This is a genomic window from Burkholderia pyrrocinia, from assembly GCF_003330765.1.
Classification (GTDB): Bacteria; Pseudomonadota; Gammaproteobacteria; order Burkholderiales; family Burkholderiaceae; genus Burkholderia; species Burkholderia pyrrocinia_B.
This window is the reverse complement of the sequence record NZ_CP024903.1, coordinates 2,717,389-2,742,808: the sequence shown is the minus strand read 5'-3', so window position 1 is coordinate 2,742,808 and position 25,420 is coordinate 2,717,389. Positions and strand designations below refer to the sequence as shown.

Below are 25,420 nucleotides of genomic sequence, written 5' to 3'. Positions count from 1 at the left end.
CGCATCGGAGACATTCATGCAATCTGCCGTCGTCAGCACGGTGCGCGCCGCTGCCAGCCGCTACCGCTGGACCGTCTGTGCGCTGTTGTTTTTCGCGACCGTCATCAACTACATGGATCGGCAGATCCTCGGCTTGCTCGCGCCGATGCTCCAGCACGACATCGGCTGGAGCCAGGTGCAGTACGGCCGCATCGTGATGGCGTTTTCCGCGTTCTATGCGCTCGGCCTGCTTGGCTTCGGGCGCATCGTCGACTGGCTCGGCACGCGCATTTCGTATGCGGCGGCGATGCTGGTGTGGAGCATCGCCGCGATGCTGCACGCGATGGTCGGCTCGGTGATGGGCTTCGCGTTCGTGCGCGCGCTGCTCGGGATCGGAGAAGGCGGCAACTTCCCGGCCGCGATCAAGACGACGGCCGAATGGTTCCCGCGCCGCGAACGCGCGCTCGCCACCGGCATCTTCAACTCGGGTGCGAACATCGGCGCGGTGTTCGCGCCGGCGATCATCCCGGCGATCGCGGTGGCTTACGGCTGGCGCGCGGCGTTCGTGATCATCGGCGCGATCGGCCTCGTGTGGCTCGCGGTGTGGCTCGTGTTCTATCGCCAGGCCGATACGCGCGCGCTCGCCGCGGAGTACGACGAGCCGCGCGACGAGGCCGAAGCGCTCGACGCGGCCAACGCGAACGCCGGTGCGCCGCGCTGGGGCGAACTGATCCGCAAGCGCGAGACGTGGGCGTTCCTGATCGGCAAGTTCCTGACCGACCCGGTGTGGTGGTTCTACCTGTTCTGGCTGCCGAAGTGGCTCAACGAGTCGCGCGGGATGGATATGCAACATATCGGCCTTCCGCTCGTCTGCATCTATGCGCTGACGACGGTCGGCAGCATCGGCGGCGGCTGGCTGTCGTCGAGGCTGCTGCGCGCGGGCTGGAGCGTGAACGGCGCGCGCAAGACGACGATGCTGATCTGCGCCTGCTGCGTGCTGCCGATCGCGTTCGTGTCGCAAGTGCAGAGCCTGTGGATCGCAGTGCTGATCGTCGGGCTGGCCGCCGCCGCGCACCAAGGCTGGTCGGCGAACCTGTTCACGACGGCATCCGACCTGTTCCCGCGCCGCGCGGTTGCGTCGGTGGTCGGCATCGGCGGGATGGCCGGTTCGATCGGCGGCGTGCTGTTCTCGGAAGTGATCGGCCAGGTGCTGCAGCGCACGGGCCACTACTGGGTGCTGTTCGCGATCGGCGCGCTCGCGTACCTGCTCGCGCTCGCGATCATGCAGGTGCTCACGCCGAAGATGAAGCCCGCGAAACTCGACGCGTGATGGCGTGTCGTCAAGCAAACGCGCCGCCCATGGCGGCGCGTTTGCTTTTGGGGCGCGGTGAGGAACCGGTGACTCAGCCGGCCGCGGCCGTCGACGCGCGCATGATCAGCCGCGGCTCGAATGTCGAATAGCTCGCGTCGGTGCGCCCCGCGAGCGCGTCGATGAGCTTCTGCATCGCGAGCTCGCCCATGTTTTCGCTCTGGATGTCGACGGTGGTCAGCGCGGGCGCCGCGTAGGCGCCGTACGGCACGTTGTCGATGCCCGCGACCGATACGTCCTGCGGCAGCCGGAAGCCGAGCGACGCGGCTTCCTTCATGAAGCCGAGCGCGATCAGGTCGTTGTAGCAGATCACGGCCTGCGGGCGCTGCGGCCCGAGCATCACGCGCGAGCAGGCGCGCTCGCCGGCCTCGGCGGTCGGCGCATGCGCGTCGTGCACGTCGAGCGTGAGCCCGGCTTCGGCGAGGCAGTCGCGCGCGCCCTGGATCCGCTCGTCGTTCACGCGCGCCGTGCCGAAGCCGAGATACGCGATGCGCGTATGCCCGAGATTGAGCAGGTGACGCGCGAGCATGTAGGTCGACAGCCGGTTGTCGATGCCGACGCTCGGAATCGGCAGGCCGGGGCTGCGACGCAGCAGCACGAGCGGCTTGTTGAGATCGAGCATCCAGCCGGCTTCGTCGTCGGGCATCCGCGTGCTGACGATCAGCCCGTCTACGCGCTGCGCGAGCGCCTCGATCAGCGAGCGTTCGCGTGCCTGACTCTCCTCGGTATCGACGAGCAGCAGCGTGTAGTCGTGCTGCAGCGCGACCCGGTTCGCGCCCTTGACCACGTTCGTGAAGTGCGGGTTGCTGATGTCGAGGATCACGAGGCCGATCGTGCGCGTGCGCCCGGTGATCATCGAACGCGCGAGCGGGTTCGAACGGTAGCCGAGCCGTTCGATCGCCTCCTTGAGCCGCGCCTCGACGGTCGGCGAGAAGCGCTGCGTGCCGTTCACGTACTTCGATACCGTCGCGACCGACACGCCGGCATCCGCGGCCACGTCGCGGATCGTCGGGGAAACTTTTTTCATCGGGAGGGTAACGTTTTCGTTCGATAACGCCGGATTGTGGCAGAAAAAGCCGGCGCGCGGCCACGTGCCGACATCGGGAAAGTGCGGATGGCTGCGAACGGAGCCAACCATTGACGTTCGGCGCGGCTCCCGCGTATAGTTGGAAAACGTTTTCCGATTCAGGTCAAATGCCGGATCGGAGCCCAGGTCTGATTCAAGGAGAAGGAGATTCGATGAACGCCTCATCCACCGGCGCGCGCAAACCGTTCGGGCGCCTGCTGCTGACGGGCGCGGCCGGCAACCTCGGCCGCCAGTTGCGCGGCGCGCTTGCCGACTGGGCCGACGTCGTGCGCGTCAGCGACATCGCGGTGCTCGACGACGCCGCTGCGCATGAAGAAACCCGCGTCGTCGATCTGGCCGACCGGTCGGCCGTGATGCAGCTCGTCGACGGCGTGGACGCGATCGTCCACCTCGGCGGCATTTCGGTCGACGCGCCATTCGACGATCTCGTCGACGCGAACATCACCGGCACGTACAACCTGTACGAAGCCGCACGCAAGTACGGCGTGAAGCGCGTCGTGTTCGCGAGCTCGAACCATGCGATCGGCTTCCATCCAGTCACGGAAGTGCTCGATGCCGATTCGCCGCTGCGTCCGGACAGCCTGTACGGCGTGACGAAGTGCTTCGGCGAATCGCTGTCGCGCTACTACTTCGACCGCTTCGGGATCGAGACCGTGTGCCTGCGGATCGGCTCGTCGTTCGAGGTACCGAAGAACCCGCGCATGCTCGTGACGTTCCTCAGCTATCGCGACTTTATCGAACTGGTGCGCTGCTCGCTGCTGACGAACCGCGTCGGGCACGCGATCGTCTACGGTGCGTCGGACAACCCGGTGAAGTGGTGGGACAACACGAAGGCCGGCTTCCTCGGCTTCCGCCCGCGCGACAGCTCCGAGCAGTTCGCCGGACTGTTCCCGGTCGCGGCGCCGACCGCCGAGTACGACGATCCCGCGCAGCGGTTCCAGGGCGGCGGGTTTGTCGTCGGCGAGCCGATGGAGCGGAAGGGGTAGGCGGCAAGGTCATCTGGCCGCAGTAACCGGCGCCATGTCGACCGGCGCGGCGCGGGTGTTGTCAGGCCGTGTCGGCCGACGTGCGTTGCGTACGGGCGCCAGCCTCGCCGGCGTCAATGCTTGCGGCAAACCGGATCGGTCTCGCGCCGCTCGCTCGATTCGCACCAGTCACTCGGCCGCCACGCTTCGAACGCGACGGTTTGCGCCGCATTGGCGCGCGTGACGTGGACGGGATCGGCTTTCAGCGCATCGCCGTTCGGGTCGTCGTTGAACCGCCAGTTCCGGAATACTTCCCGATGAAACACCCACGTGCGGTGCGCGGCGTCGTAGCGAAAGGTCAGGCGGTCGCGCCAGTGGCTCGGGCCCGCGAACACCCCCTGTTCGATCGTGAACGCGCGAGCCCCGACCGTGAGCGCGTTCTCGGCGACGCCATCGAGATACGGGTCGCCCATGCCGCCTTCGTCGGCTTTCATGATAACGGTGTCGTTGCGCGCCGCCAGCCGGTAGCGCCCGTCCTTGCCCTGAAGGAAGAGCAGCAGCGGACGCGGCGCCGGATTGCGCATCGAATCGCCGGGCCGATGCGCGACGACGACATAGCCGGTGCGGGGGCTGTCGGTCAGGCGTCCGGACGCGGCATCCAGCGCTTCGTAGCCGGCGGGAAGCTGCGCGACGATGTCGTCCGGAAGATCTGACGTGTCCGGGCAACGGAGCGACGCAGGCGTGTCGCCGCACTGCGTGGCGTCTGCATTGCCGATGCCGAATGTCAGCAGCACGGCGACGAGGAATCCTTGGATGCGGGGAATCGTCATGCGGGTCGGGTCGTGAGGTCGCGGTGCGGCAGCCGACGCGCACGCGTCGTCTCGTCTCGCCGCAGCGCGGGTTGATGGATCGGTGGGTGACGCCGTGTAATCAGTCACGCGCGCTTGCGCGTCGGCCGTGCGACGGGCGCCGGCGCCAGCGGTTCGCTGGCCTGTTCGCACAGCCGGTCGAGCATGCGTTGCGCGGCGCCCGCGCAATCCTCGCCCGCCGGCTTGTTCTCGATCTCGTCGATCAGCGCCTGCAGATGGCGCCGGTTCTGCGCGAGACGCTGTTCGAGCAGCGCGATTTCGTCGACCTTGTGCCGCAGCGCGACCAGCAGTTCGTCGCGCGGCCACGCGCGGAGATCGGGCGGCAGCACCGCGCGGATTTCGTCAAGCGCGAAACCCGCGCGCTGCGCGCGGTCGATGATCGCGAGCCGCGTCAACGCTTCCGGCCCGTATTCCCGATAGCCGTTCGCCTGCCGGCGGGCCGGTTCGAGCAGGCCGCTCGCTTCGTAGAAACGGATGCGCGACGCCGCGATGCCGCTGGCCCGCGCCAGTTCGCCGATTTTCATCAGTGCTCCAAAGGGGCTTGACCTTAAAGTTGACTTTAAAGTTATCGTTGGGCATCGTCAATCGAGGATGCCCTCATGAACCTGTTTACGCCCCTGACGCTGCCCAACGGCGCGGTGATCCCGAACCGGCTGGCCAAGGCCGCGATGGAAGAGAACATGGCCGATGCGGATCACGCGCCGTCCGACGCGTTGCTGCGCCTGTACCAGGCGTGGGCCGACGGCCAGGCCGGCCTGATCGTGACCGGCAACGTGATGGTGGACGGCCGCGCGATGACGGGGCCGAACGGCGTCGTGCTCGAGAGCGACGCGCATCTCGACCGCTTCCGCCGCTGGGCGCAGATCGCGCGCTCGTGCGGCGCGCACGTGTGGATGCAGGTCAACCACCCGGGGCGCCAGATGCAGGCGGCGCTCGGCCAGACGACGCTGGCGCCGTCGGCCGTGCCGCTCGCGCTCGGTGCGTTGTCGAAGCAGTTCCCGGTGCCGAAGGAGATGACGCAAGCCGATATCGCCGATGTGCAGCAGCGCTTCGTGCGCGCCGCGCAGCTCGCGGAGCAAGGCGGCTTCACCGGCGTGCAGATCCACGCGGCGCACGGCTACCTGCTGAGCCAGTTCCTGTCGCCGCTGACGAACCGCCGGCAGGACCAGTGGGGCGGCAGCATCGAAAATCGCGCGCGCCTGCTGCTCGACATCGTGCGGGCCGTGCGCGCGACGGTGTCGCCCGCGTTTGTTGTAGCGGTCAAGCTGAACTCGGCCGATTTCCAGCGCGGCGGCTTCAGCGCGGACGACGCGAAGCGCGTGGTCGAACTGCTGAATCCGCTCGGCGTCGATCTCGTCGAATTGTCGGGCGGCAGCTACGAAGCGCCGGCGATGCAGGGCGAGGCGCGCGATGGGCGCACGCTCGCCCGCGAAGCGTATTTCCTTGAATTCGCGCGCGACATCACGGCCATCGCGCGGATGCCGCTGATGGTCACGGGCGGCATTCGGCGCCGCGCGGTCGCCGAGCAGGTGGTCGACAGCGGCGTGGCGATGGTCGGCATCGCGACCGCGTTGTCGATCGAGCCGAACCTGCCGCGCGACTGGCGGGCCGGCAAGGACAGCGCGCCAGTGCTGCAGCCGATCCGGTGGAAGAGCAAGGCGCTGGGCGCGCTGGCCAACATGGCCGTCGTCAAGTTCCAGCTCGCGCGGTTAAGCGTTGGGCGGCGCACGCATCCGCAGGTGTCGCCGCTGCGCGCGCTGGTCGGGCAGCAACTGGCCGCGCAGTGCCAGACGCGGCGCTATCGGAAGTGGATGGCGGGGCGCGCGGCGGCTCCGGGTGCGTGACGCGGATGGGTATGTCTGAAACGGCCATTCCGGATTGATTGGCCTGTCGCCCGGCGGGTCGCTTTCCGGGCCGATACTTTCGGATTGCTTTCCGAAATATCGAGCGCGTTTACTGCATTATTCAGGCGCCTGATTGCGATTTCAGCGTGGCATAATTCGCCACCTTCATTGCACTCCGTCATCTTCGCGCGTCATGCACGTCGCTCGTTTCCGCAAACCCGGCAGCCTGATCGGATTGATCGCAATCCTGATGATGGCGCTCGCCCCCGCGGTTTCGCAGATGATGGCGTCGCGCCACCGCCTTGTCGACGTACTGGCCGTCTATTGCTCGGCCAGCATCGACGATGCGCCGGTCGCGCACGACGACGGCAAGCCCGCACCTCAGGCAAAGGCACACTGGCAAGCGTGTCCTTATTGCAGCTTCGTCGCGCATGCGACCGTGCTGCCGGGCTATCCGGTCGCATTCGCCGTACCGCTTCCGGACGCGCAGGTGCCGGTCGCGTCGGCATCGATTCCGGCCCGCGTTCGTGTTGTCCACACCATCGCGCAATCGCGTGCGCCGCCCGCGTTCTCCTGAGTTCGTCTGATTCTTCCATCTGACAAGCCGCCGCTTCACGACCGAAGCGAGCGGTTGTTTGTCGCGCGCGTGCGCGACGGCATCGAACGACAACCGGAGAACATACCTATGCCCCGCATTACCGAACGGCACGCGCCACGCGCATGTGCCGCGCTGCTGACCGCCATCGCCGGCCTGTCCCATGCTTCATTCGCGAACGCGCACGCCGTGGTCGGCGATCGCGTCTTTCCCGCCACGATGACCGTCGACGACCCGGGCGTCGGCGACGAATTCGATACGCAGTTCGGCCACATCAAGACCTCCGACGACAGCGGCAACAACATCAACGTCAATACCGTTTCGTACGAGTGGGACAAGCTGATCACGAAGAACCTCGCGTTCAGCGTCGCCAGCCAGTACGTGTCGCAGAACGCCCCGGACGGCGGCTCCGCGAAGGGCTGGGACAATGTGACGCTGGGCGTGAAATACCTCGTCTATGCGAATCCTGCTCACGAGTTCATGGCATCGGTCGGTCTCAAAACCGAGATCGGCGGCACGGGCGCGAAATCGATCGCGAATCCGTACTCGACGTTCACGCCGGCCGTTTATGTCGGCAAGGGCTTCGGCGATCTGCCCGCGTCGCTCGGCTATCTGCGCCCGTTCGCGCTCACGGGCGAGCTCGGACCGAACCTGACCACGGCCTCGTCCGACCAGGGGCCGAATTCGCTCGGCTGGGGCCTGACGCTGCAATACAGCATCCCGTACCTGCAGCAGCAGGTGAAGAATCTCGGTCTTCCGCAACCGCTCAGCAACATGATCTTCGTCGTCGAGGCGCCGATGAGCACCTGCACCGCGGGCGCGTGTTCGGGGCAGACGACCGGAACGATCAACCCGGGTGTACTGTGGGTCAATCGCTATGGGCAATTCGGTGTCGAGGCGCAGATTCCGGTCAATCGCGCGAGCGGCAACCATGTCGGCGTGATCTTCGATGCGCATCTGTATTTCGACGACCTGTTCCCGGGCTCGCTCGGCAAGCCGCTCTTCTGATCCACGGAGAACCCGCATGAACCTCCTGACCACGATGCGCACGGCCGCCGCCGCGCTGCTCCTCGCCGGCGCGCAGCTCGCGCATGCGCATGCGTTTCCGACGCATCAGGCGCCGTCCGCGGGCGAGACCGTGACGGCTTCGCCGAAGCGCGTCGCGATCGATTTCGACGATGGGCTCGAACCCGCGTTCAGTTCGATCGCCGTCGCCGATGCACAGGGCCGTGCCGTCACGAACGGCAAGGCCGAAGTCGACGCGTCGAACCGGAAGCACATGTCCGTCGCGCTGAACCCGTTGACGCCGGGCGTCTACACGGTCACGTGGGTGGCCGTCGCGGTCGACGGCCATCGCACGCAGGGGCACTATGCATTCACGGTGAAGTGACGAGGGCCGCGCATGCGCCGGCGGCGTCGCCGCACCGCATCGTATCGCGCGGCGTCAGAACCGGTAGTTCGCCAGCACTTCGAGCCGCCGGTCGTTGCCGAGCAGATACTGCGTCTCGTTGTAGTACGCGGACTGCACGTAGCGGCGGTTGAACACGTTGTACGCGCGCGCCGTGATCGTCGTGTCCTTGCGCGGCTTCCACGCGAGGCCGAGATCGACCGTGGTGTACGACGGCATCACGAGCTGGTTCGCGGTGTCGGCGAAGCGCTTGCCGATGTACTTGACGCCCGCGATGCCCGTCCAGTCCGGCGCGAAGCGCCAGCTCACCCACAGGTTCGCGAGACGCTGCGGCACCGACACCGGCACGTTGCCCGCGCGCGAGACCGTCGTGCCGCTGGACACCTGCTGAAAGTCGTCGTATTTCGCGCGCAGGATCGACACGTTCGCGTCGACGCGCCAGTCCTTCGCGATCTCCGCGCCGACCGTCGCCTCGAGCCCGCGCGACGACTGCTGGCCGACCTGGATCGACTGGTTCGGGTTCAGCGGATCGGCCGTCAGGAGGTTGCTCTTCACGATCCGGTACGCGGCCAGCGTCCACTCGGCCTTGCCGTCCAGGAACGACTGCTTCACGCCGATCTCGACCTGCTTGCCGGTCGCGAGCGTGAAGTTGGCCTTCGATGCATTCAGCGACAGCAGCGAGCTGACCGGATCGGCCGCGACCGAGTACTGGCCGTACACGGCGAGGCCGGGCCGCACGTCGTATACGGTGCCGACGCGCCAGCCCGTGTTCGCGAACACCTTCGTGAATGCGCCGCCGTTCACGAGATCGTCGCGGTTCACGCTCGCGTGGTCGTAGCGCAGCCCGCCGATCACCGACCAGCGCGGCGTGATCTCGAGCCGGTTCTCCGCGAACAGCGCGTACTGGTTCGACTGGCTGCGGTACTTCGGATACGTGCCGGCGGTATTGATGAAACTGCCCGGGTCGAAGTTGAACGGATCGACGGTCGAGGTGCCAGAATACGGCGAGTTGTTGTCGTGCTGGAACGTCGTGTGGTTGAACTCGAACCCCGCCGAGAACGTGTTGCGCATCCCCAGCAGCGCGCCGGTCACGGTGGCCGTCGTCACGTTGCCGTACTGCTCCTGGTCGTGAAAGATCTCCGTGTAGCTGCTGCGCCGGATCTGCGCGGTCGACGGCAGGTACGTGTAGTACTCGGCGTCCTTCCAGTGGCGGTTGCTCTTCATCCGGTACAGCGTGCTCGTCACGTTCAGGCTGTCGCTCGGCTGCCAGTTCGCCGACACCGTCGCCCAGCTGTCGCGGAACGCGATGTCGCTGTCGCCGACGTTGTAGTTCTTCTTGTCGAGCGCCCGATCGCGCGCGCCGTTGACGAGCGGCACGCCGAAATACTGCATCGGATGCTGGAAGCCCTGCGCGTACGATGCCGTCACGTACAGGTCGGGCGTCACGTCGTAGCGCAGCGCGCCCGAGATCGACAGGTTGCGCGAATCGCCGCGGTCGACCCAGTTCGACGAGCGGTTGCCGCTGATGTCGAAGCGGTACGACAGCTTGTCGTTGATCGCGCCGCCGCTGCCGAACGCGACCCGCGCCGTGCCCTCGGTGCCGCCGCCGACCTGCAGCTCGTTCCGGATCGGCGTGCGTGCCGGCTTTTTCGGCACGATGTTGACGACGCCGCCGATCGCGCCTTCGCCATAGATCACCGAAGCCGGGCCGCGCAGCACGTCGATATGATCGACCGACCACGTGTCGAACGGGAACGTGACGCCGATCGCGCCGTACGGGCGCACGCCGTCGTACAGCTGCGTCACCGAAGACGCACCGACGAAGCCGCGCGCGCCGAGCTCCGAGTCGCCGTTGCCGGGGTGCGGCGATGCGCTGATGCCGGCGGCCCGGCTCACCGCGTCGACGATCGAACTGTCGCCGCGCGTGTCGAGTGTCGCTCGGTCGATCTGCTCGATGCTCGCGGGCGTTTCGAGCGGCGACAGCCCGAGATGGCTGCCCGTGTCGAGCGGCCGCGTCAACGGGGCCGGCTTCTGTGCGTTGATGCGGATAGGTGCGAGCGTCGTACCGGTGCCGCCGGCGTCGTTTTCCTGGGCCTGCCCGGCCGGCGCGAAGGCCGCGAGCAAGGCGGCGGGCAGCATCAAGCTGAACTTCATGTTTCGGTATCCTTTGTATCGGTGGAATCGTTGTGCGATCAGGCAGCCGCGCGCGCCGCACGGCCGAACAGCACACGGTCGGTCAGCCAGACCGCGACGATCGTCATCCCCATCAGCGGGAATACGATGCCGAGCAGCACGAGTCCCGCGATCCAGCCGCGCATCGGCGGCGTGCCGCGTTCGCGCGACGGCGCGCCCAGCTTGCCCGCTGGGCGGCGCTTCCACCACATCACCGCGCCCGTCACGGCCATCGCGGCCAGCCCGAGCGACAGCACCGTACAGGCGATCTGGTTCGCGAGCCCGAAGTAGCGGCCCATGTGCAGCGACGTGCCGTACGACACGGCCCGCGATACCGCGCCGTAGTCGTCATAGCGGATGTCCTTCAACACGGCACCGCTGTACTGGTCGAGGTAGATCGTCCGCTCCGCCTTCGGGTCGGCCGGGAAGTACGACGCGGTGAACACGCCGTCCGCGCCCGACGGCAACGCGAGCGTATAGCCGCTCGTCACGCCGAGTCCCGCGACGATCGCGATTGCGCGTGCCAGCGGCAGTGGTGCGGGTGTCGGCGCCGACGGCGAATGCGGAACGGGCACGTTGCCGACCGCCCACGGCGTTTGCGGCAACGGCAGGTCGTCCATCACCATCCCCGGCATCGACGCTCCCGATTCATCGTGATGGCCGGATGGCGCAGCGGCCTGCGCGTGCGGCGGCACCGCCGCGGCGCCCGGACGCGTCGAGCGCACCGACGCGCCGCCCCATGCGCCATCCGGTGCGCCGAGGTTCACGGTCGCGGCGAGCGCCTTGAAGTTCTTGCCCCACGAGCCCGACCACGGCAGCCCCGTCAGGATGAACGCCACCGTGCCGGCCGCGAGCCAGATGCCCGCCGTCGCGTGGACACTCTTCCACAGCGGCCGGCCGTGCAGCGACAGGTCGGGCCACAGTGCGCGCCCGACGCGCGCGGCGCCATGCGGCCACCACAGTGCGATGCCGGTGCCGATCATCACGAAGGTCCAGCACGCGGCGAGCTCCATCAGCAACTCGCCCGTCTTGCCGAGCAGCAGCTTGCGATGCAGCATCCGGTCGACCTGCATGAAGCGGCGCTCAACGCTCAGCGTGCCGAGCACGCTGCCGTCGTACGGGTTCACGTACACGCTCTCGCGGCTGCCGTCACGGAGCCGGAACACGTACTCGGCGCTGCGGTCCGGCGCGGTGGATACCTGGACGGAAACCGGCGTCGCGCCGGCCGGCATCGCGGTGCGCGCGTTCGCGAGCAGCGTGTCGGGCGCGAGTCGCGGCGTGGCGCGCGGCTCGACGATCAGCCGGTGCGGATACAGCAGCGGCTCGATCTGCGGCTGGAAGCAATAAAGCGTTCCCGTGATCGCGAGGATCACGAGGAACGGCATGACAAACAGGCCGGCGTAGAAGTGCCAGCGCCAGAGCGTCCGGTAACCGGCGCTTGCGGAACGGGCGGGCGAGATCGCCCGCTCGACGGTGGTCGACATGGTGTCAGCTCCTCGTGTTCGTCGATCGGTCAGGCCGGCGCGGGCCGGCTGTCGTCAACGTGCGGCACACCCGCAGGCGCGCGTCGACGGAACGGGCGACGCGGCGTCATGCGCAGACGGTGCGCATGGCGGCGTCGCCCGCGCGGCGCGGGCATTCGGGTGAACGCTTGAATCGGGTGTCGTGAAACGAACGGCATGAAGGCTCATGCACATCGACGCGCACGAGCCGCTTGGCGGAACGTTCAGCAGAACAGTGGAGGAGCGCGGGAGGGCGGGCGATCGTCGAAGATCGATCGCACGAAGGGAAGACCGTCGACGGGTATCCGGAAACGCCGCGGCGCCGCGGCGGGAAACAACAGCACCAGCAGCACGAACGACGCCAGGGCCGTGAACAGCGCGGCACCAAATGCGCAGAGGCTGTCGCCATTCCCGGCGGACGCCGCTTTGCCGGTGTGCGCGTCATGTTTGAGCGCATCGACGAGCGCCAGCGCATCGTTGGCCAGCGTGATGGGCGCGCTGGCATCGAAACGGGCGGTCAGCGCGGCCATATCGACGATCAGCGGGCCGCGGCCCGAACACAGCACCACCGAACCCGCATCCGGACCGTCCGGATCGAGCATCACGGCGCCCGACATCAGCGCGCGGGACAGCAGCGTCACGAGGAGGAAACCCCACAGAAGCTGTCGCGCGACGCCTTGGCGGAGCAGAAAGCGGCGAAGTGCATTCATGGCGCGCGATTGTACCTCCGTTTGCGGGGAGCGGCCGGCCGCCGCGCTGATGGGCGGGATAAGCCGGCGTGTAGTCGGAAGGGAGCGCGGGCGGGTCGACACGCCCGGGCGGGGGCTAGCGCCTCATGACTCGCTCGGCGTCGTGATCGTGGCGCCGAGCGATTGCGCGCATTCGCCCGAATCGGGAATGGCCGCGATGGTCGCCATTGCCCGCGATGGAAGCCGATTCGTCAGGCCGCCTCACGCCGGATACGCATCGTCGACCTTCAGGTTCGCGAGCCGGAACAGCGTGCGCAGCGTCTGCGGATGAATGTCGCGGTGCGCGGCGAGCGACGTCAGCATGAAGTCGAGCACCTTCGCGTAGCGGAGCAGCACGAGGCAACGCGCGAGATCGGGCGTGCGGCTGCGCATGTCTTCGGCGAGGTGAACCATTTCGGTGGACAGCGTGTGCGCCATCTCGAGTTCCATCTGCTGTTTTTCGGTCCAGTCGGGCAGCGGCTGTTCGAGCAGCTTCGCGAGAAAGAGCTGGAACGACGTATCGGACGAGTTGGGCAGCGCATTCATGACGGGCCTCGTTACTTGCGCGGATCGTTCGGGCGTATCCGTGGGGCGCGCCCGAAGATGGGTTTATGTCCGCGCGGCGATCGGCGCGGCTTTCACCGAAATGGAATGCAGGTTCCGTACCAGCGCCGCAATCCGATTGTTGAGCAAGGTTGAGCCGCGATACGGCACCGGTCGGCGGGTCCCGCCGATACTGGGCTGCGGAGGCGGTCGAGGCGTCCATCCATACGCGGGGGCGCGACGAACGTCGGGCACACCAAGCGGGTCGGCGAGGCGAAATGCTTCACGGATGTAACGTAACGCCGGATAAAACGCGTCGTGCGTTACTGCCGGCGGGCGGCCGAAACGTGCCGACCCGCGCGTTCCACCTGCGCCTGCAAAGCGTTCGGCCGGCGGAAGCGGCGGTAAGGGACAACCTCCATTGCTCAGCGGAAACGGACGGCGAATGCACCGGGTGTTTCATAACCGAGACGGTTTTGCGAGTGGCGATCCGGCTGCATGGTCATCGAACTGGCCCAGCGAATTGCCGGACAACTGTCCATGGGCAGACGGCGCGCGTTTGCCAACAATCTCCGAATCGTCCCTGCGAGGTTTGAAATGAGCGTCCACGCCTTCTTCTCGGCCAACCTGCTGCTGGCCTACACGGCCTATTTCATCGGTACGGCCAGCCCGGGGCCGAGCAATCTCGCGATCATGTCGGTGGCCGCGAACCAGGGCCGCAAGGCGGCGCTGGCGTTCGCGCTCGGCGTCATTTCGGGGTCGATGTTCTGGGCGACGGTGGCGGCGCTCGGCGTGTCGGCCGCGCTGCTGGCGTGGTCGAAACTGCTGGTCGCGATCAAGATCTTCGGCGGGCTGTACCTGCTGTGGCTCGCGTTCAAGTCGGGGCGCACGGCGCTGTCGGGCCCGGCGGCGGCGTCGCTGAACGCGGCGCGCGAGCAGCGGCTGTCGCGCTTCTACGCACGCGGCGCGATGCTGCACCTGACCAATCCGAAAGCCATCCTCGTGTGGGTGTCGATCGTCGCGCTGTCGTCGAACGGCGCAGGTGCGTCGCACGGCGCCGTCGTGCCGGGCTGCCTCGTGATCGGGTGCCTGGTGTTCGGCGGCTATGCACTGGTGTTCTCGATGGACGGCGCACGCCGGCTGTACGTGCGCGGCCGGCGCGCGATGGAAGCGTGTCTCGCCGTCGTGTTCGGCGTGGCGGGGATCAGGCTGCTGGTGTCGAACGTGTAGCAGGGCGGTGCCCGCCGAAGCCCTCCACCGCACCGGCGCGCGGTGGAGGGTTCCCGCATCGCGGTTGCTTCAGAAAATGAAGCCCGTATGGATGAACTTCGAGTGGTGGTCCGACACGATCGAGTCGAGCAACTGCTTGCTGCTGTCGGTCTGCTTTGCCGCGACCATCGAGCGGATCGAGAACGCGCGCAGCGCGTCGCTCACCGACAGCGTGCCTTCGGCCGAATCCTTGCGGCCCGCGAACGGGAACACGTCGGGCCCGCGCTGGCACTGGCAGTTGATGTTCACGCGGCACACCTGGTTCACGAGCGGATCGACGAGTGCGCCGATCTGCGCCGGATCGGAACCGAAGATGCTGACCTGCTGGCCGTGATCCGACGTCGTCACATAGTCGAGCGCGGTTTCGACGTCGTCGAACGGCGCGACCGGAATGATCGGCCCGAACTGTTCCTCGCGGTACAGCTTCATCCCTTCGGACACCGGATACACGACGGCCGGATAGAACAGCGTCTTGCTGAACTCGCCGCCCGAGTGGTTGACGACTTGCGCGCCCTTTGCTTTCGCGTCGTCGATCGCGTCCGTCATGTAGGCCGTGCGATGCAGGCCGGGCAGCGGCGTGATGCTGACGCCTTTCTCCCACGGCATGCCGATCTTCAGCTGTTCGAGCGCGGCGGTGAAGCGCTTCAGGAATTCATCGACGATCGAGCGGTGCACGAGCAGCATCTTCAGCGCGGTGCAGCGCTGGCCGTTGAACGACAGCGCGCCGAGCAGGCATTCCTTCACGGTGAGGTCGAGATCGGCGTCGGGCAGCACGATCGCCGCGTTCTTCGCGTCGAGGCCGAGGATCGCGCGCAGCCGGTGCGACTTCGGGTGCTGCTTCTTCAGGTGATCGGCCACCTTGCTCGAACCGATCAGCGCGAGCACGTTGATCTTGCCCGACGCGAGCATGTGCGGCACGACCACCGCGCCCGGCGCGTAGATCGTGTTGATCACGCCCTTCGGGAACGCGTCGCGGAACGCTTCGAGCAGCGGCTCGAACAGCAGCGTGCCGTACTGCGGCGGCTTGAACACCACGGTGTTGCCCATCAGCAGCGCGGGGATCAGCGTCGCGAAGGTCTCGTTCAGCGGATAGTTGTACGGGCCCATGCACAGCACGACGCCGAGCGGCGTGCGGCGGATCTGGCCGATCGTGCCTTCCGCGATCACGAAGCGCGAGTTCGCGTTGTCGAGCTCCTTCAGCGCATCGATCGTCTGCGCCATGTACGTGACGGTGCGGTCGAACTCCTTCTGCGAATCGGCGAGGCTCTTGCCGATCTCCCACATGATCAGGTTCACGACGAGCTCGCGCTGCGCGACCATCCGCTTGATGAAATCCTGCATGCACGCGATGCGCTGCTCGACCTTCATCGTCGGCCACTCGCCGCGGCCCGAATCATAGGCGCGCACGGCGGCGTCCAGCGCCGCGTCGCTCTCCGTTTCGCCCATCACCGGATAGCTGCCGATCTCGACCTGCTCGACGCTGCCGTCCGCCTGCCGCACGCACACGGGCGACAGCACGGTTTTGGTCGCGCCGTCCCACGGCCGGAGTTCGCCGTCGACGAGCGACATGCGCTGGTGGATCGGCGAACTCAGCCGGAACTCGGCGGGGATGTCTTGATAGGCGGGAAACAGTTGCTGCAGGGAGGCGGAATCGGGCATGACGGTCTCGTTTGACGGGGTGTCCGGGAAGGACGGGCGATGCGAATCCTGAGCTGAATGATCCTCGATCCTGAATCGGCATGATGACGCGCGCACGACGAGGCGTCACGCGAGAACATGGCTGAATCGGTGAATGGAACCAGTTCCATTAAAAAGGAATGCCGCCGGGAATGCAAGAATTGCCGAGCCGTGTCATGCGGTGCGTAAGCATTCAGAAAGACTGTTTCCGAATGATCGGTATAACGTGCTCGAAGCACCCGCAAACGTTTCACTTTGACCGGATTGGGCGGATAATGGCGCGGCGCGGCGAAGAAAAAAATGAAGCGAGCCTGAGAGAGCAAACGTAGTGAAGAACAGAAGAAGGTCCGCCGCACTGCCGATGCGAGGTCGGCTGCCCGGAGCGTCGGGCCGGGGTTGCCCGGCCCGGCGCGCACCGGACTTGAATGCGTGCCGCCTGCTTCACCGGATCCTTCGCGATCCTCTCCAATCATCTCGTCGTCGTATCCCGAACTTCACCTTCTGTCTGACTGCCACGGTGCGACCGCCGCGGTGAAGTGGCACATGTCATGCACGCGCCGCGCGACAATACAGGTCTTCGTCACGATGACCTGCATCTCACTGCCCTGGCCGCGCCTGCGTGCTGTGTGTGTTGTTGCTGGCATGCGACGCAGCCGCGCCGTGACCTGAGGCGGGCGTGCTACTCGACGTCCTCGTCATCCTCCGCGTCGGCCTCATCGCCATCCCGCTCCGGCGTCGCATACGCGCTCGCCTGCTCGAGCAGCCAGCCGCGAAACAGCTCCAGCGGCTTGCTGTGGCTGAACTCCGTCGGATACACGAGGTAGTACGCCGAATCGCCGACCGTCGCCGCGTCGCACGGCACGACCAGGCCGAGCTGCTGCAATTGTTCCTCGACGAAGAACTTCGGCACGAGCGCGATCCCGAGCCCGGCCGCGGCCGCGCTGATCAGCATCGTATGCAGCTCGTAGCGCACGCCCTGCATCGTGCGGATGTCCTCGACGCCGTGCGTCTCGAACCACTGCGCCCATGCGCCGGGGCGCGTCGTCGAGTGCAGCAGCGGATACGCGAGCAGATCCTCCACGCGCTGGACGGGCCCGTCCAGCAGCGCGGGCGAGCAGATCGGCACGACTTCCTCGCCGAACAGATAGTCGGACGACGTGCCGGGCCAGGTCGGCTTGCCGTAATGGATCGCGGCCTCGAAGTGCGTGTCCTCGAACGAGAACAGGTCGGTGCGGCTGCCCATGTTCACGCGCACGTCGGGCGTGCGGTCGTAAAAGCTCTTGATGCGCGGGATCAGCCAGTGCGACGCGAACGTCGGCAGCACCGCGAGCTCCAGGTAACCGCCGCCGCTGCCGTGCGCGATGATCGACAGCGTGTCGCGGTCGAGCGTTTCCAGCGCGCGCCGCACCTGCGTGCCGTACAGCTTGCCGGCGCGCGTCAGCACGACGCGCTGCTTCACGCGCGCGAACAGCCGCACGCCGAGGCTGGCCTCGAGCGTCGCGATCTGTCGCGATACCGCGCTTTCGGTCAGGAACAGCTCCTTGGCCGCGTGCGTGAAGCTCTCGTGGCGCGCGGCGGCTTCGAAAGCCACAAGTGCGCCCATGTTGGGAATCTTGAATTTACGCATGATGTCAGGGTCTGTTTAGATATGGAACGCGCATGCGTTGTCTGACGAACGGGGCCGCGCCACACGGAGGCGGAGGGCGGGCGAAGGACGGTCAATAATTCCAAAAACTCATCACGTGTCAATTTAATCTCGCTTTACGCCCGGCTGCAACCCTTTGAATAATGCTCTCCACGCAAGGTCAGGCGCCCGCTGGGCAGCCGGCCGACGAGTTGCCGGCACGTTTGCCGGCGGTCCCCCGAGACGAGAATCCTGATGCGCAATCCGAATATCGAGAGCTTGCTGACGAAGCTGCTGGGACAGGCGAAGACCGACGCCCTGTTCTCGACCCTGAACATGCCGGCCATCCTCGAAGAATGGGAAGACGGCGTCGTGACGCGCGCGGAAATCGCGCAGGCGATGAACATGGCGCTGTTCGAAGGGCTGCTCGAACGTTCGGCGAACGGCCGCGCGTATACGGCCGAGGCGATCGAAAGCGGCGGCTCGGTCTATTTCGATCACGGCGCGCTGCGCACGGTGCGCTGGCCGAACACGGGCGCGCTGCCGCCGGGCGAGGCCGCGTTCACGCGCATCCTGCGTCCGCTCGGCTTCCGCCTGAACGGTCGTTATCCGCTCGACAAGCTCGGCATGACGGGCCGCGCGTATGCGCATGAAGACGCACCGGACGAGATCGCGCAGTTCTTCGTCAGCGAACTGCATCCGGAACGTTTCTCTAAGGAATTCCAGCAGGCCGTGACGAACGTCGTGAGCACGTCGCGCGACCCGCTGTCGCCGGCGGCCGTCGCGCTGTTGTGGGAAGTCGAGCGCGAAGGCTGGCTGTCGCTGGACGCCGCGCACGCATTGCTGCCGGAAATCGTCGGCGCATTTGCGCGCCAGCACGACCTGCCGAACGAACTCGACTACGAAACACTGCTGATGGAATCGGCGGAAATGGCGTGGATCTCGACCGAAGGCAACGCGTTCAACCATGCGACCGACCGCGTCACCGACGTGTTCAAGCTATCCGACGACGAGAAGGCGAAAGGCCGGCCGATGAAGCCGGAAGTCGAGCGCTCGCGCTCGGGCCGCGTGTTCCAGACCGCGTATCGCGCGGATACCGTCGAGCGCGAGTTCCGCACGCGCGACGGCGGCACGGTGAAGCGCAATGTGCCGGGCTCGTTTTACGAGTTCATCACGCGCAAGCGCACGTTCGACCAGGCGGCGCGCCGCTGGGTGACCGACCTGCGTTTCGATGCGGGCAACGCGCAGGGCATCTTCAAGATGACGGCGAGCGCGGCGAAGTAACGGACGCGAAGCAGGGTGCGTCGCGCCTCGCTTCCGAAGTCGTGAGCCGATCGGGCAGGGCGCGCATGCGTCCTGCCCGATTGCGTTTGGCTGCCCGCGATGCAGCGGAACGTGCACGGTCGTTCGAGCGGCGGGGCAAGGTGTCGCCGTCGAGTGCATGGTCGGGATGGTGGAGGTGCTGCAGGAGCTGGCGCGCGCCGGGCGCTGCGCCGTCAGAAGATGTGCGTGATCAGATAGAACAGCACCAGCAGCCCGGCTGGCACGCCGAGCAGCCAGGCGATCAGGTATTTGCCCATGTCATGGTCCGGGAGGCCGCGACGCCGGTGGCGCCGCGGTGGGTTGAAATTGCCGGTTGCGTTACAGCTCGCGATCGAATTCCTTCAGCTGCTTCTCGGCTTCGTCGCGGGCGATCCCGTAACGCTCCTGGATCTTGCCGGCCAGATATTCGCGATTGCCGTCGGCCACCTTCAGGTCGTCGTCGGTCAGCTTGCCCCACTTGGCCTTCAGCTTGCCGGCGAGTTGCTTCCACTGGCCCTTGATCTTGTCTTCGTTCATGGTGTGCTCCTGTCGGAATGGGATAACTGCGCGGCAGCCGCCGCGCGGGAGGTCAGGCCTTTGCCTTCAGGCCGGATGCGTCGACGTGCTTCACGCCCTTGACCGCACGCGACACGGCGATCGCCTTCTTCACGGCGATCTTCGTCGGCAGCACGCCCGTCAGCGTGACGGTGCCGTCGACCGTCTTCACGCCGATGTCGAGACTCTTCAGGCCGTCGGTCGCGGCCAACCGGCTCTTCACCTTGGTCGTGATCCACGTGTCGGTGACGGGCTGGTTCGATTCGGCCTTCATGCCGTTGTCGGCCGACGCGTCCTGCGCATACGCGTTCGTGAGCGGCGCGGCGCTCAGCAGGAAGGCCGCGCTGACGGCGAGCAGCGTCGAAAGATGTGGGGTCTTGTTCATGATGGGTTCTCCGTCGATTGGCATGGTGAATGCGTGAGTACGAACGGCGGCATCCGTTACCGGACGATCGGCGTGTCGTAGCCGGGCTCGCGCGGCGGGATGTCCGGGCGCGGCACGTCGGGCGGCAGCGGAACCGGCGGGTCGGTGCCGGGCGGCGGTTCGGGCGGACTGTCCGGGGGCGGTTCGGGCCGCGTCGGATCGGGTGTCTGATGCAAATTCATCGTGCTTCTCCTCTGCGGTTCGGAAGGGCAGCGCCTGAGCGCCGATGCAGTACCAGCGTACCGGTGCGAACGCATGTGGACATCGCGCAAATTCACCTGCTCGGCTAGTGCGTTTGCACCGGGGCGGTGATGGCGTCGATGTGCGCCGGTTGCCTGCGAGGCCGGGAAAGGCGGGCGCGGCGGATGCTTCCGTGATCGGCGGGATGCCGCACGGTGGGCGCGCGTCGTGCGAATGTACTATTGCGGATAGTGCATTCGCGCCTGTCGCGCACATGCGCGGCAAGCGATCATCGCCACACGCGCCGGCCGGCGCGTATCGATGAAGAGGCGACCGCGCCGGCGGCCATGTCGATCACCTGGAACGATTCGATGAACGAACAAGTCAACGAACAGGCGCTCAAGTCGCATACCGACCGGCGCCAGCTGCACCAGATCATCGCGGGGCTCACCGAGGGCGTGATTCTGGTCGAGCCCGATCAGCGGATCGTGTGGGCGAACGAGGCCGCGCTCGCGATGCATGGTGTGACCGACCTGAAGGCGCTCGGCGCGACCGTCACCGAATACCGCGAGCGTTTCCGGCTGCGTTACCGGAACAACCATCCGGTGCGCGACGGCCACTATCCGATGGATCGCGTGATTGCCGGCGAAGAGTTCAGCGACGTGACGGTCGAAGTCGAATCGGCTGCCGACGAGACCGTGAGCTGGGTCCACCGGATCCGCAGCCTCGTGTTGACGAATGCGGCCGGCGAGCCCGACTGCCTCGCGCTCGTGCTGCACGACGCCACCGAATGGGCAAGCGCCGAGGAGCGCTTCGAGCGCACCTTCAATGCGAACCCGGCGCCGGCCGCGATCTGCCGGCTCGACGATCTGCGCTATGTGAAGGTCAACCAGGGCTTTCTCGACATGACGGGCCACGCACGCGACGACGTGCTCGGCCGCTCGGTGTACGAGGTCGACGTGCTCGAACAGGCCGAGCGGCGCGAGCTCGCGATCGAGCGGCTCGGCGAGGGCGCGACGATCCCGCAGATGGAGGCCGTGCTGAAACTCGCGGACGGCAGCACCAAGGCGGTGGTCGTCGCCGGGCAGCCGATCGACATGAACGACGAGGCCTGCATGCTGTTCACGTTCATGGATCTCGAACCGCGCAAGCAGGCCGAGCGCGCGCTGCGGCAGAGCGAGGAACGCTTCGCGACGGCATTCCGGATGGCGCCGGTCGCGACCGCGATCGTCACGGCCGACCGTTTCGAGCTGCTCGACGTCAACGGCGCATTCGCCGCGATGACGGGCCATGCGCAGGACGACCTGCTAGGCAAGTCGGCGGACGAGATCGGGCTGTGGGCCGAGCGCGGCGCGTGGCAGCGCATCCACGGCCGGCTCGCGCGCGACGGCAACGTGCGCAATGCCGACGTGCAGATCCGCACGCGCGACGGCGACGTGCGCGATTGCGTCGTGTCGGCCGACCCTGTCGCGATTCACGGGCGGGATTGCCTGCTCGTCGCGCTGCTCGACATCAGCGATCGCAAGCGAACCGAGATGGAACTCGTCTACGCGATCGAGACCGCGATGCAGGATGCGTCGTGGTTCAGCCGCACGCTGATCGAGAAGCTCGCGAACGTGCGGCGCGCGAATGCGCCGGACGCGGGCGCGCAGTTGTCGGACCTGACCACGCGCGAGCGCGACGTGTTCGACCTGCTGTGCCACGGCCTCGCGGACAAGGAGATCGCCGGCCGCCTCGGTCTCGCGCCGAACACCGTGCGCAATCACGTCGCGACGATCTACGCGAAGCTCGACGTGCACAGCCGCGGCGAGGCGATCGTGTGGGCGCGCGAGCGCGGGATCGTCGGCGCGGCAGAAGCGAACGGCGCGCGCGGCGACAAGGGCGGCGCGAAGGGCAAGGACTGACGCCGTCGGTACGAATGCACCATGCGCGCTGGTGCATCCGCATCTGCCGCGCGCCGCGCCCGCCTGCGATCCTGTCCATTCGGCGGTGCGACGCAGGCCGTCGCATCGCCGGCTCTTCCCAGCCATCGCAGGAGACGACCATGGACAGGAATCGCATCGAAGGCAAGCTCAAGCAGATCAAGGGTTCGGTCAGGGAAGCGCTCGGCAAGGTGACGGGCGACCACAAGACGGAAGCGGAAGGCATTGCCGAACAGCAGGCCGGCAAGATCCAGGAGAAGGCCGGCGAGGCGGCCGATACGGTGCGCAAGCAGTCGGGCGCGGATCGGCACTGATCGATGACGCGGCGCCGCAGGCGTCGCGACGGCTGGCCGTTGCCGCAGCGATGATGCGCCATCGGCATGACCACGGCCGGCCTTTCTGGACGGGCGCCAGCGCGTATCCCAGCTGATGTGTTCGACTCACGGCCCGCCGTCGCGCGGGCCGCGTGTCGTCCGGGCTCACGGAACTTGATGACAAATCCTCACAACATAGTTCCGATATTTCGTTTGCTGCACGGGTATTGGCTATCCACAATCCTTTCACCTCTTTCGCGGTGAAGGGTTCTTCGGAGACGGAACCCCGGTAGTCGGTTGCCGGTCGCGCCTTGCGCGTCGACTCGGCGGCGGGCGCGAATACCGACGCGCGGGAGGTCGCCGATGCGCCAAAGTCGCGCGTCGCATTCAGACCCACCGAAGAAGGATTGCCTCATGACGTTCCGCATTCGCTCGCTTTCCGGCATCGCATTGACCGCCGCGATCCTCGCGTTCCAGACGGGTACGGCCCATGCGCAAGAGACGGTCGTCAAGGTCGGCGTGGCCGGCCCGCTGACGGGCGGCGGCGCCGCGTACGGCAAGGACATCGAGAACGGCGTGCGCATGGCTGTCGACGAAGCGAATGCCGCGCACACGACGGTGGGCGGCAAGCCCGTGAAGTTCGTCGTCGCGTCGCAGGACGACCAGAGCGATCCGCGCATCGGCGTGCAGGCGGCGCAGCAGCTCGCCGACGCGCAGGTGGCCGTCGTGATCGGCCACTTCAATTCGGGCACGACGTTGCCCGCGTCGAAGATCTACGCGAAGGCCGGCATTCCGATGATCACGCCGTCGGCGACCAATCCCGACATCACGCGAGCCGGGCTCGGCACCGTGTACCGCGTGATCGCGACCGACACGCAGAACGCCGGCAACGCCGGCGCGTACGCGGCGAGCGTGACCAAGGCGAAGCGCATTGCGATCATCGACGATCGCACTGCATTCGGCCAGGGCGAGGCCGACGAATTCGAGAAGTCCGTGAAGGCGAACGGCGGCACGATCGTCGCGCGCGAATTCACGAACGACAAGGCCGTCGACTTCAGCGCGCAGCTCACGAAGATCAAGAGCACGAACGCCGACCTCGTATTCTTCGGCGGCCTCGACGCACAGGCCGCGATGCTGGTGAAGCGCATGCGCCAGCTCGGCATCCGCGCGCAGTTCCTCGCGGGCGGCGGCGTGATGAACGCGAACTTCATCAAGCTGGCCGGCAATGCGGCGGAAGGCGCATCCGTGTGGGAATACGGGCAGCCGCTGTCGCGTCTCGCGAAGGGCAAGCTGTTCGAAACGAAATTCAAGCAGAAGTACGGCATCGACATGCTCGCGTATGCGCCGTTCGCGTACGACGCGACGTGGATTGCGATCAACGCGATGCAGCAGGCGAACTCGACGAAGCCGGCCGATTTCAATGGCGCGCTGAAGGGCACGCGCTACGACGGCATCACGGGCACGATCGCGTTCACGAACACGGGCGACCTGAAGAACCCGAGTTCGACGCTGTACGAAGTGAAGAACGCCGCGTGGCAGCCCGTCACGACGAAATCGGCGGACTGAACGCAAGCGCGCGCGGGCTTTCGCGGCGATGCCGGACGTGCTGAAATACCGTAAGCGATCGGTTGCGATCGCGACGCACGCCGGGGCCATGGCCCGGGAAGCCAGCCCGCGCGACGCGGCATGAACAACCATCGGGCGCGGCCGGCTGGCCGCGCCTTATATGTGCAACTGGAGTCAGTCGTGAGTTCTCAAGTCGTCATCGTCGGCGGTGGTGTGATCGGCAGCTCGATCGCCTATTTCCTGCGCGCTACCGATCCGACGGTCTCCGTGACCGTCATCGAACGCGACCCCACCTATGCGCGATCGTCGTCGGCGCTGTCGGCCGCGTCGATTCGCCAGCAGTTCTCGACACCGCTGTCGATCGAGATGTCGCTGTTCGGCATCGACTTCCTGCGCACGATCGGCGAACGGCTCGAAGTGGATGGCAATCGGCCGTCGATCGATTTGCACGAAGGCGGTTACCTGTTTCTCGCGACGCCGGCCGGCGAGGCGACGCTGCGCGAGAATCACGCGCTGCAGACCCGTCTCGGCGCGGATATCCGGCTGATGGATCGCGATGCGTTGCGTGCGAAGTTTCCGTGGTTGAACGTCGACGATCTCGTGTCGGGTGCGTATGGCGTGAGCGGCGAGGGCTGGTTCGACGGTTACGGGCTCGTGCAGGCGCTGCGGAAGAAGGCGCAAGCGCTTGGGGCGCGGTATGTGCCGGCCGATGTGAAGTCGGTTGTACGTGACGGCCGCAAGGTCACGCATGTCGTGACGGCCGACGGTGAGCGCCATGCCTGCGACACGCTCGTCAACGCGGCGGGTGCGTGGGCTCGCACGCTGTCGTCGATGATGGACATCGACATTCCCGTGTATGCGCGGCGCCGCAGCATTTTCAACGTATCGTCGCCGGCGAAGCTCACGGGTTGCCCGCTGCTGATCGACCCGACAGGGGTTTATTTCCGGCCGGAGGGGCGGACGTATATCTGCGGGACGTCGCCGAGCCCGGACCGCGACCCGGACGATCTGCCGCTCGACGAAGTCGATCACGACCTGTTCGACGAGGTGATCTGGCCGACGCTCGCGCATCGCGTGCCGGAGTTCGAGGCGCTGCGCGTGGAGAACTGCTGGTCCGGGTACTACGAGTACAACGTGTTCGACCACAACGCGATCATCGGGTATCACCCGGATCTCGATAACGTCGTGTTCGCGAACGGCTACAGCGGCCACGGGCTGCAGCAAGGGCCGGCGACGGGGCGCGGGGTCAGTGAACTCATTCTGGGCGGGCGTTATGAAACGCTTGACCTGTCGTCGCTCGGCTGGGCGCGTGTGCTGGAAAACCGGCCGATCGTCGAAAAGAACGTCGTGTAGCGCGGCGTAACCGCCCGGTATGGGGTGGGCGGGATTCTCCTTGTGTCTCAAACCCATTGGCCCGACTTTGTCGGGCCTTTTTTCGCTGGTTCTTCGCGGCGTTCGTTAGAATCTGCTTTCGTCGAGGAAAAACGTATTTGCATTGGTGCAGAGCGGTATCAAGTGACGGACAC

General features: G+C 66.6%; 24 protein-coding genes. 12 read left to right on the top strand and 12 right to left on the bottom strand.

Annotation, left to right across the window (positions count from 1 at the left end; genetic code table 11):
* Positions 1 to 16: 16 nt before the first annotated feature.
* Complete coding sequence (locus tag CUJ89_RS30105; protein ID WP_114181639.1) at positions 17 to 1,309, top strand: MFS transporter; 1,293 nt, start codon at positions 17 to 19, stop codon at positions 1,307 to 1,309.
* 73 nt (positions 1,310 to 1,382) lie between these two features.
* Here CUJ89_RS30105 and CUJ89_RS30100 read toward each other — a convergent pair whose 3' ends face one another.
* Positions 1,383 to 2,486 (bottom strand): LacI family DNA-binding transcriptional regulator, encoded by a 1,104-nt coding sequence (locus CUJ89_RS30100; protein ID WP_114180907.1) that lies wholly within the window; start codon positions 2,484 to 2,486, stop codon positions 1,383 to 1,385.
* A gap of 101 nt (positions 2,487 to 2,587) precedes the next feature.
* On the opposite strand from CUJ89_RS30100, the gene CUJ89_RS30095 reads away from it, so the two are divergent.
* Entirely contained in the window at positions 2,588 to 3,421 is an 834-nt protein-coding gene (locus CUJ89_RS30095; protein ID WP_114180906.1) for an NAD-dependent epimerase/dehydratase family protein, read from the top strand.
* Positions 3,422 to 3,534: 113 nt separating this feature from the next.
* Here the strand turns inward: CUJ89_RS30095 and CUJ89_RS30090 are convergent, their stop codons facing one another.
* Complete coding sequence (locus CUJ89_RS30090; protein ID WP_114180905.1) at positions 3,535 to 4,230, bottom strand: hypothetical protein; 696 nt, start codon at positions 4,228 to 4,230, stop codon at positions 3,535 to 3,537.
* A 104-nt stretch (positions 4,231 to 4,334) separates the two neighbouring features.
* On the bottom strand, positions 4,335 to 4,793 hold the full coding sequence (locus CUJ89_RS30085) for a MerR family transcriptional regulator (protein WP_114180904.1): 459 nt from the start codon (positions 4,791 to 4,793) through the stop codon (positions 4,335 to 4,337).
* A 75-nt stretch (positions 4,794 to 4,868) separates the two neighbouring features.
* On the opposite strand from CUJ89_RS30085, the gene CUJ89_RS30080 reads away from it, so the two are divergent.
* The 4 genes from CUJ89_RS30080 to CUJ89_RS30065 all read left to right on the top strand — a co-directional run bounded on the left by CUJ89_RS30080 (position 4,869) and on the right by CUJ89_RS30065 (position 8,098).
* A complete protein-coding gene (locus CUJ89_RS30080; protein ID WP_114180903.1) occupies positions 4,869 to 6,113 on the top strand; it encodes an NADH:flavin oxidoreductase/NADH oxidase family protein in 1,245 nt (414 codons plus the stop codon).
* Positions 6,114 to 6,306: 193 nt separating this feature from the next.
* Positions 6,307 to 6,690, top strand: coding sequence for a DUF2946 domain-containing protein (locus CUJ89_RS30075; protein ID WP_114180902.1), 384 nt, complete (start codon positions 6,307 to 6,309; stop codon positions 6,688 to 6,690).
* 108 nt (positions 6,691 to 6,798) lie between these two features.
* Positions 6,799 to 7,716: a hypothetical protein gene (locus tag CUJ89_RS30070; protein WP_114180901.1), complete on the top strand. Its 918-nt coding sequence runs from the start codon at positions 6,799 to 6,801 to the stop codon at positions 7,714 to 7,716.
* Between the two features lie 16 nt (positions 7,717 to 7,732).
* Positions 7,733 to 8,098 carry a copper resistance protein CopC gene (locus tag CUJ89_RS30065; RefSeq protein ID WP_114180900.1) on the top strand — a complete coding sequence of 122 codons (366 nt, stop codon included), beginning with the start codon at positions 7,733 to 7,735 and terminating at the stop codon, positions 8,096 to 8,098.
* Between the two features lie 54 nt (positions 8,099 to 8,152).
* Here the strand turns inward: CUJ89_RS30065 and CUJ89_RS30060 are convergent, their stop codons facing one another.
* From CUJ89_RS30060 to CUJ89_RS30045, 4 genes are all read right to left on the bottom strand, one after another.
* The gene (locus CUJ89_RS30060; RefSeq protein ID WP_114180899.1) at positions 8,153 to 10,270 is read right to left on the bottom strand and encodes a TonB-dependent receptor; all 2,118 of its coding nucleotides are present in this window, start codon (positions 10,268 to 10,270) and stop codon (positions 8,153 to 8,155) included.
* 38 nt (positions 10,271 to 10,308) lie between these two features.
* On the bottom strand, positions 10,309 to 11,772 hold the full coding sequence (locus CUJ89_RS30055) for a PepSY-associated TM helix domain-containing protein (protein ID WP_114180898.1): 1,464 nt from the start codon (positions 11,770 to 11,772) through the stop codon (positions 10,309 to 10,311).
* A 242-nt stretch (positions 11,773 to 12,014) separates the two neighbouring features.
* Positions 12,015 to 12,500 carry a hypothetical protein gene (locus CUJ89_RS30050; protein ID WP_114180897.1) on the bottom strand — a complete coding sequence of 162 codons (486 nt, stop codon included), beginning with the start codon at positions 12,498 to 12,500 and terminating at the stop codon, positions 12,015 to 12,017.
* A gap of 240 nt (positions 12,501 to 12,740) precedes the next feature.
* Positions 12,741 to 13,064, bottom strand: coding sequence for a DNA-binding protein (locus CUJ89_RS30045; RefSeq protein ID WP_114180896.1), 324 nt, complete (start codon positions 13,062 to 13,064; stop codon positions 12,741 to 12,743).
* Positions 13,065 to 13,658: 594 nt separating this feature from the next.
* Between CUJ89_RS30045 and CUJ89_RS30040 the strand changes: the two genes are divergently transcribed.
* Positions 13,659 to 14,291 carry a LysE family translocator gene (locus CUJ89_RS30040; RefSeq protein WP_114180895.1) on the top strand — a complete coding sequence of 211 codons (633 nt, stop codon included), beginning with the start codon at positions 13,659 to 13,661 and terminating at the stop codon, positions 14,289 to 14,291.
* Positions 14,292 to 14,360: 69 nt separating this feature from the next.
* Here the strand turns inward: CUJ89_RS30040 and CUJ89_RS30035 are convergent, their stop codons facing one another.
* Both CUJ89_RS30035 and CUJ89_RS30030 read right to left on the bottom strand, forming a co-directional pair.
* The gene (locus tag CUJ89_RS30035; protein WP_114180894.1) at positions 14,361 to 15,989 is read right to left on the bottom strand and encodes an NADP-dependent glyceraldehyde-3-phosphate dehydrogenase; all 1,629 of its coding nucleotides are present in this window, start codon (positions 15,987 to 15,989) and stop codon (positions 14,361 to 14,363) included.
* 697 nt (positions 15,990 to 16,686) lie between these two features.
* Positions 16,687 to 17,634 (bottom strand): LysR family transcriptional regulator, encoded by a 948-nt coding sequence (locus CUJ89_RS30030; RefSeq protein ID WP_114180893.1) that lies wholly within the window; start codon positions 17,632 to 17,634, stop codon positions 16,687 to 16,689.
* Between the two features lie 252 nt (positions 17,635 to 17,886).
* On the opposite strand from CUJ89_RS30030, the gene CUJ89_RS30025 reads away from it, so the two are divergent.
* Entirely contained in the window at positions 17,887 to 18,915 is a 1,029-nt protein-coding gene (locus CUJ89_RS30025; RefSeq protein ID WP_114180892.1) for a DUF1338 domain-containing protein, read from the top strand.
* A gap of 357 nt (positions 18,916 to 19,272) precedes the next feature.
* Here CUJ89_RS30025 and CUJ89_RS30020 read toward each other — a convergent pair whose 3' ends face one another.
* Genes CUJ89_RS30020 through CUJ89_RS38395 form a run of 3 tightly spaced genes read right to left on the bottom strand, consistent with a single transcriptional unit; the run spans position 19,273 to position 20,094 of the window.
* The gene (locus CUJ89_RS30020; protein ID WP_114180891.1) at positions 19,273 to 19,470 is read right to left on the bottom strand and encodes a CsbD family protein; all 198 of its coding nucleotides are present in this window, start codon (positions 19,468 to 19,470) and stop codon (positions 19,273 to 19,275) included.
* Positions 19,471 to 19,522: 52 nt separating this feature from the next.
* Positions 19,523 to 19,873, bottom strand: coding sequence for a BON domain-containing protein (locus CUJ89_RS30015; RefSeq protein ID WP_114180890.1), 351 nt, complete (start codon positions 19,871 to 19,873; stop codon positions 19,523 to 19,525).
* 56 nt (positions 19,874 to 19,929) lie between these two features.
* Entirely contained in the window at positions 19,930 to 20,094 is a 165-nt protein-coding gene (locus CUJ89_RS38395; protein WP_201752345.1) for a hypothetical protein, read from the bottom strand.
* A gap of 369 nt (positions 20,095 to 20,463) precedes the next feature.
* On the opposite strand from CUJ89_RS38395, the gene CUJ89_RS30010 reads away from it, so the two are divergent.
* From CUJ89_RS30010 to CUJ89_RS29990, 4 genes are all read left to right on the top strand, one after another.
* The gene (locus CUJ89_RS30010; RefSeq protein WP_114181637.1) at positions 20,464 to 21,996 is read left to right on the top strand and encodes a helix-turn-helix transcriptional regulator; all 1,533 of its coding nucleotides are present in this window, start codon (positions 20,464 to 20,466) and stop codon (positions 21,994 to 21,996) included.
* A gap of 140 nt (positions 21,997 to 22,136) precedes the next feature.
* On the top strand, positions 22,137 to 22,328 hold the full coding sequence (locus CUJ89_RS30005; protein WP_114180889.1) for a CsbD family protein: 192 nt from the start codon (positions 22,137 to 22,139) through the stop codon (positions 22,326 to 22,328).
* 414 nt (positions 22,329 to 22,742) lie between these two features.
* Positions 22,743 to 23,894: a branched-chain amino acid ABC transporter substrate-binding protein gene (locus CUJ89_RS29995; RefSeq protein ID WP_114180887.1), complete on the top strand. Its 1,152-nt coding sequence runs from the start codon at positions 22,743 to 22,745 to the stop codon at positions 23,892 to 23,894.
* Between the two features lie 180 nt (positions 23,895 to 24,074).
* Positions 24,075 to 25,247, top strand: coding sequence for an NAD(P)/FAD-dependent oxidoreductase (locus CUJ89_RS29990; RefSeq protein ID WP_114181635.1), 1,173 nt, complete (start codon positions 24,075 to 24,077; stop codon positions 25,245 to 25,247).
* Positions 25,248 to 25,420: the final 173 nt, after the last annotated feature.

Coding starts and splice junctions, on each gene's coding strand:
- CUJ89_RS29995 (WP_114180887.1), top strand. CDS start 22,743: ATGACGTTCCGCATTCGCTCGCTTTCCGGCATCGCATTGACCGCCGCG.
- CUJ89_RS30030 (WP_114180893.1), bottom strand. CDS start 17,634: ATGCGTAAATTCAAGATTCCCAACATGGGCGCACTTGTGGCTTTCGAA.
- CUJ89_RS30035 (WP_114180894.1), bottom strand. CDS start 15,989: ATGCCCGATTCCGCCTCCCTGCAGCAACTGTTTCCCGCCTATCAAGAC.
- CUJ89_RS30025 (WP_114180892.1), top strand. CDS start 17,887: ATGCGCAATCCGAATATCGAGAGCTTGCTGACGAAGCTGCTGGGACAG.
- CUJ89_RS30005 (WP_114180889.1), top strand. CDS start 22,137: ATGGACAGGAATCGCATCGAAGGCAAGCTCAAGCAGATCAAGGGTTCG.
- CUJ89_RS30010 (WP_114181637.1), top strand. CDS start 20,464: ATGAACGAACAAGTCAACGAACAGGCGCTCAAGTCGCATACCGACCGG.
- CUJ89_RS30105 (WP_114181639.1), top strand. CDS start 17: ATGCAATCTGCCGTCGTCAGCACGGTGCGCGCCGCTGCCAGCCGCTAC.
- CUJ89_RS30075 (WP_114180902.1), top strand. CDS start 6,307: ATGCACGTCGCTCGTTTCCGCAAACCCGGCAGCCTGATCGGATTGATC.
- CUJ89_RS30015 (WP_114180890.1), bottom strand. CDS start 19,873: ATGAACAAGACCCCACATCTTTCGACGCTGCTCGCCGTCAGCGCGGCC.
- CUJ89_RS38395 (WP_201752345.1), bottom strand. CDS start 20,094: ATGAATTTGCATCAGACACCCGATCCGACGCGGCCCGAACCGCCCCCG.
- CUJ89_RS30095 (WP_114180906.1), top strand. CDS start 2,588: ATGAACGCCTCATCCACCGGCGCGCGCAAACCGTTCGGGCGCCTGCTG.
- CUJ89_RS30065 (WP_114180900.1), top strand. CDS start 7,733: ATGAACCTCCTGACCACGATGCGCACGGCCGCCGCCGCGCTGCTCCTC.
- CUJ89_RS30050 (WP_114180897.1), bottom strand. CDS start 12,500: ATGAATGCACTTCGCCGCTTTCTGCTCCGCCAAGGCGTCGCGCGACAG.
- CUJ89_RS30060 (WP_114180899.1), bottom strand. CDS start 10,270: ATGAAGTTCAGCTTGATGCTGCCCGCCGCCTTGCTCGCGGCCTTCGCG.
- CUJ89_RS30090 (WP_114180905.1), bottom strand. CDS start 4,230: ATGACGATTCCCCGCATCCAAGGATTCCTCGTCGCCGTGCTGCTGACA.
- CUJ89_RS30045 (WP_114180896.1), bottom strand. CDS start 13,064: ATGAATGCGCTGCCCAACTCGTCCGATACGTCGTTCCAGCTCTTTCTC.
- CUJ89_RS30085 (WP_114180904.1), bottom strand. CDS start 4,793: ATGAAAATCGGCGAACTGGCGCGGGCCAGCGGCATCGCGGCGTCGCGC.
- CUJ89_RS30100 (WP_114180907.1), bottom strand. CDS start 2,486: ATGGTTGGCTCCGTTCGCAGCCATCCGCACTTTCCCGATGTCGGCACG.
- CUJ89_RS30040 (WP_114180895.1), top strand. CDS start 13,659: ATGAGCGTCCACGCCTTCTTCTCGGCCAACCTGCTGCTGGCCTACACG.
- CUJ89_RS30070 (WP_114180901.1), top strand. CDS start 6,799: ATGCCCCGCATTACCGAACGGCACGCGCCACGCGCATGTGCCGCGCTG.
- CUJ89_RS30020 (WP_114180891.1), bottom strand. CDS start 19,470: ATGAACGAAGACAAGATCAAGGGCCAGTGGAAGCAACTCGCCGGCAAG.
- CUJ89_RS30080 (WP_114180903.1), top strand. CDS start 4,869: ATGAACCTGTTTACGCCCCTGACGCTGCCCAACGGCGCGGTGATCCCG.
- CUJ89_RS30055 (WP_114180898.1), bottom strand. CDS start 11,772: ATGTCGACCACCGTCGAGCGGGCGATCTCGCCCGCCCGTTCCGCAAGC.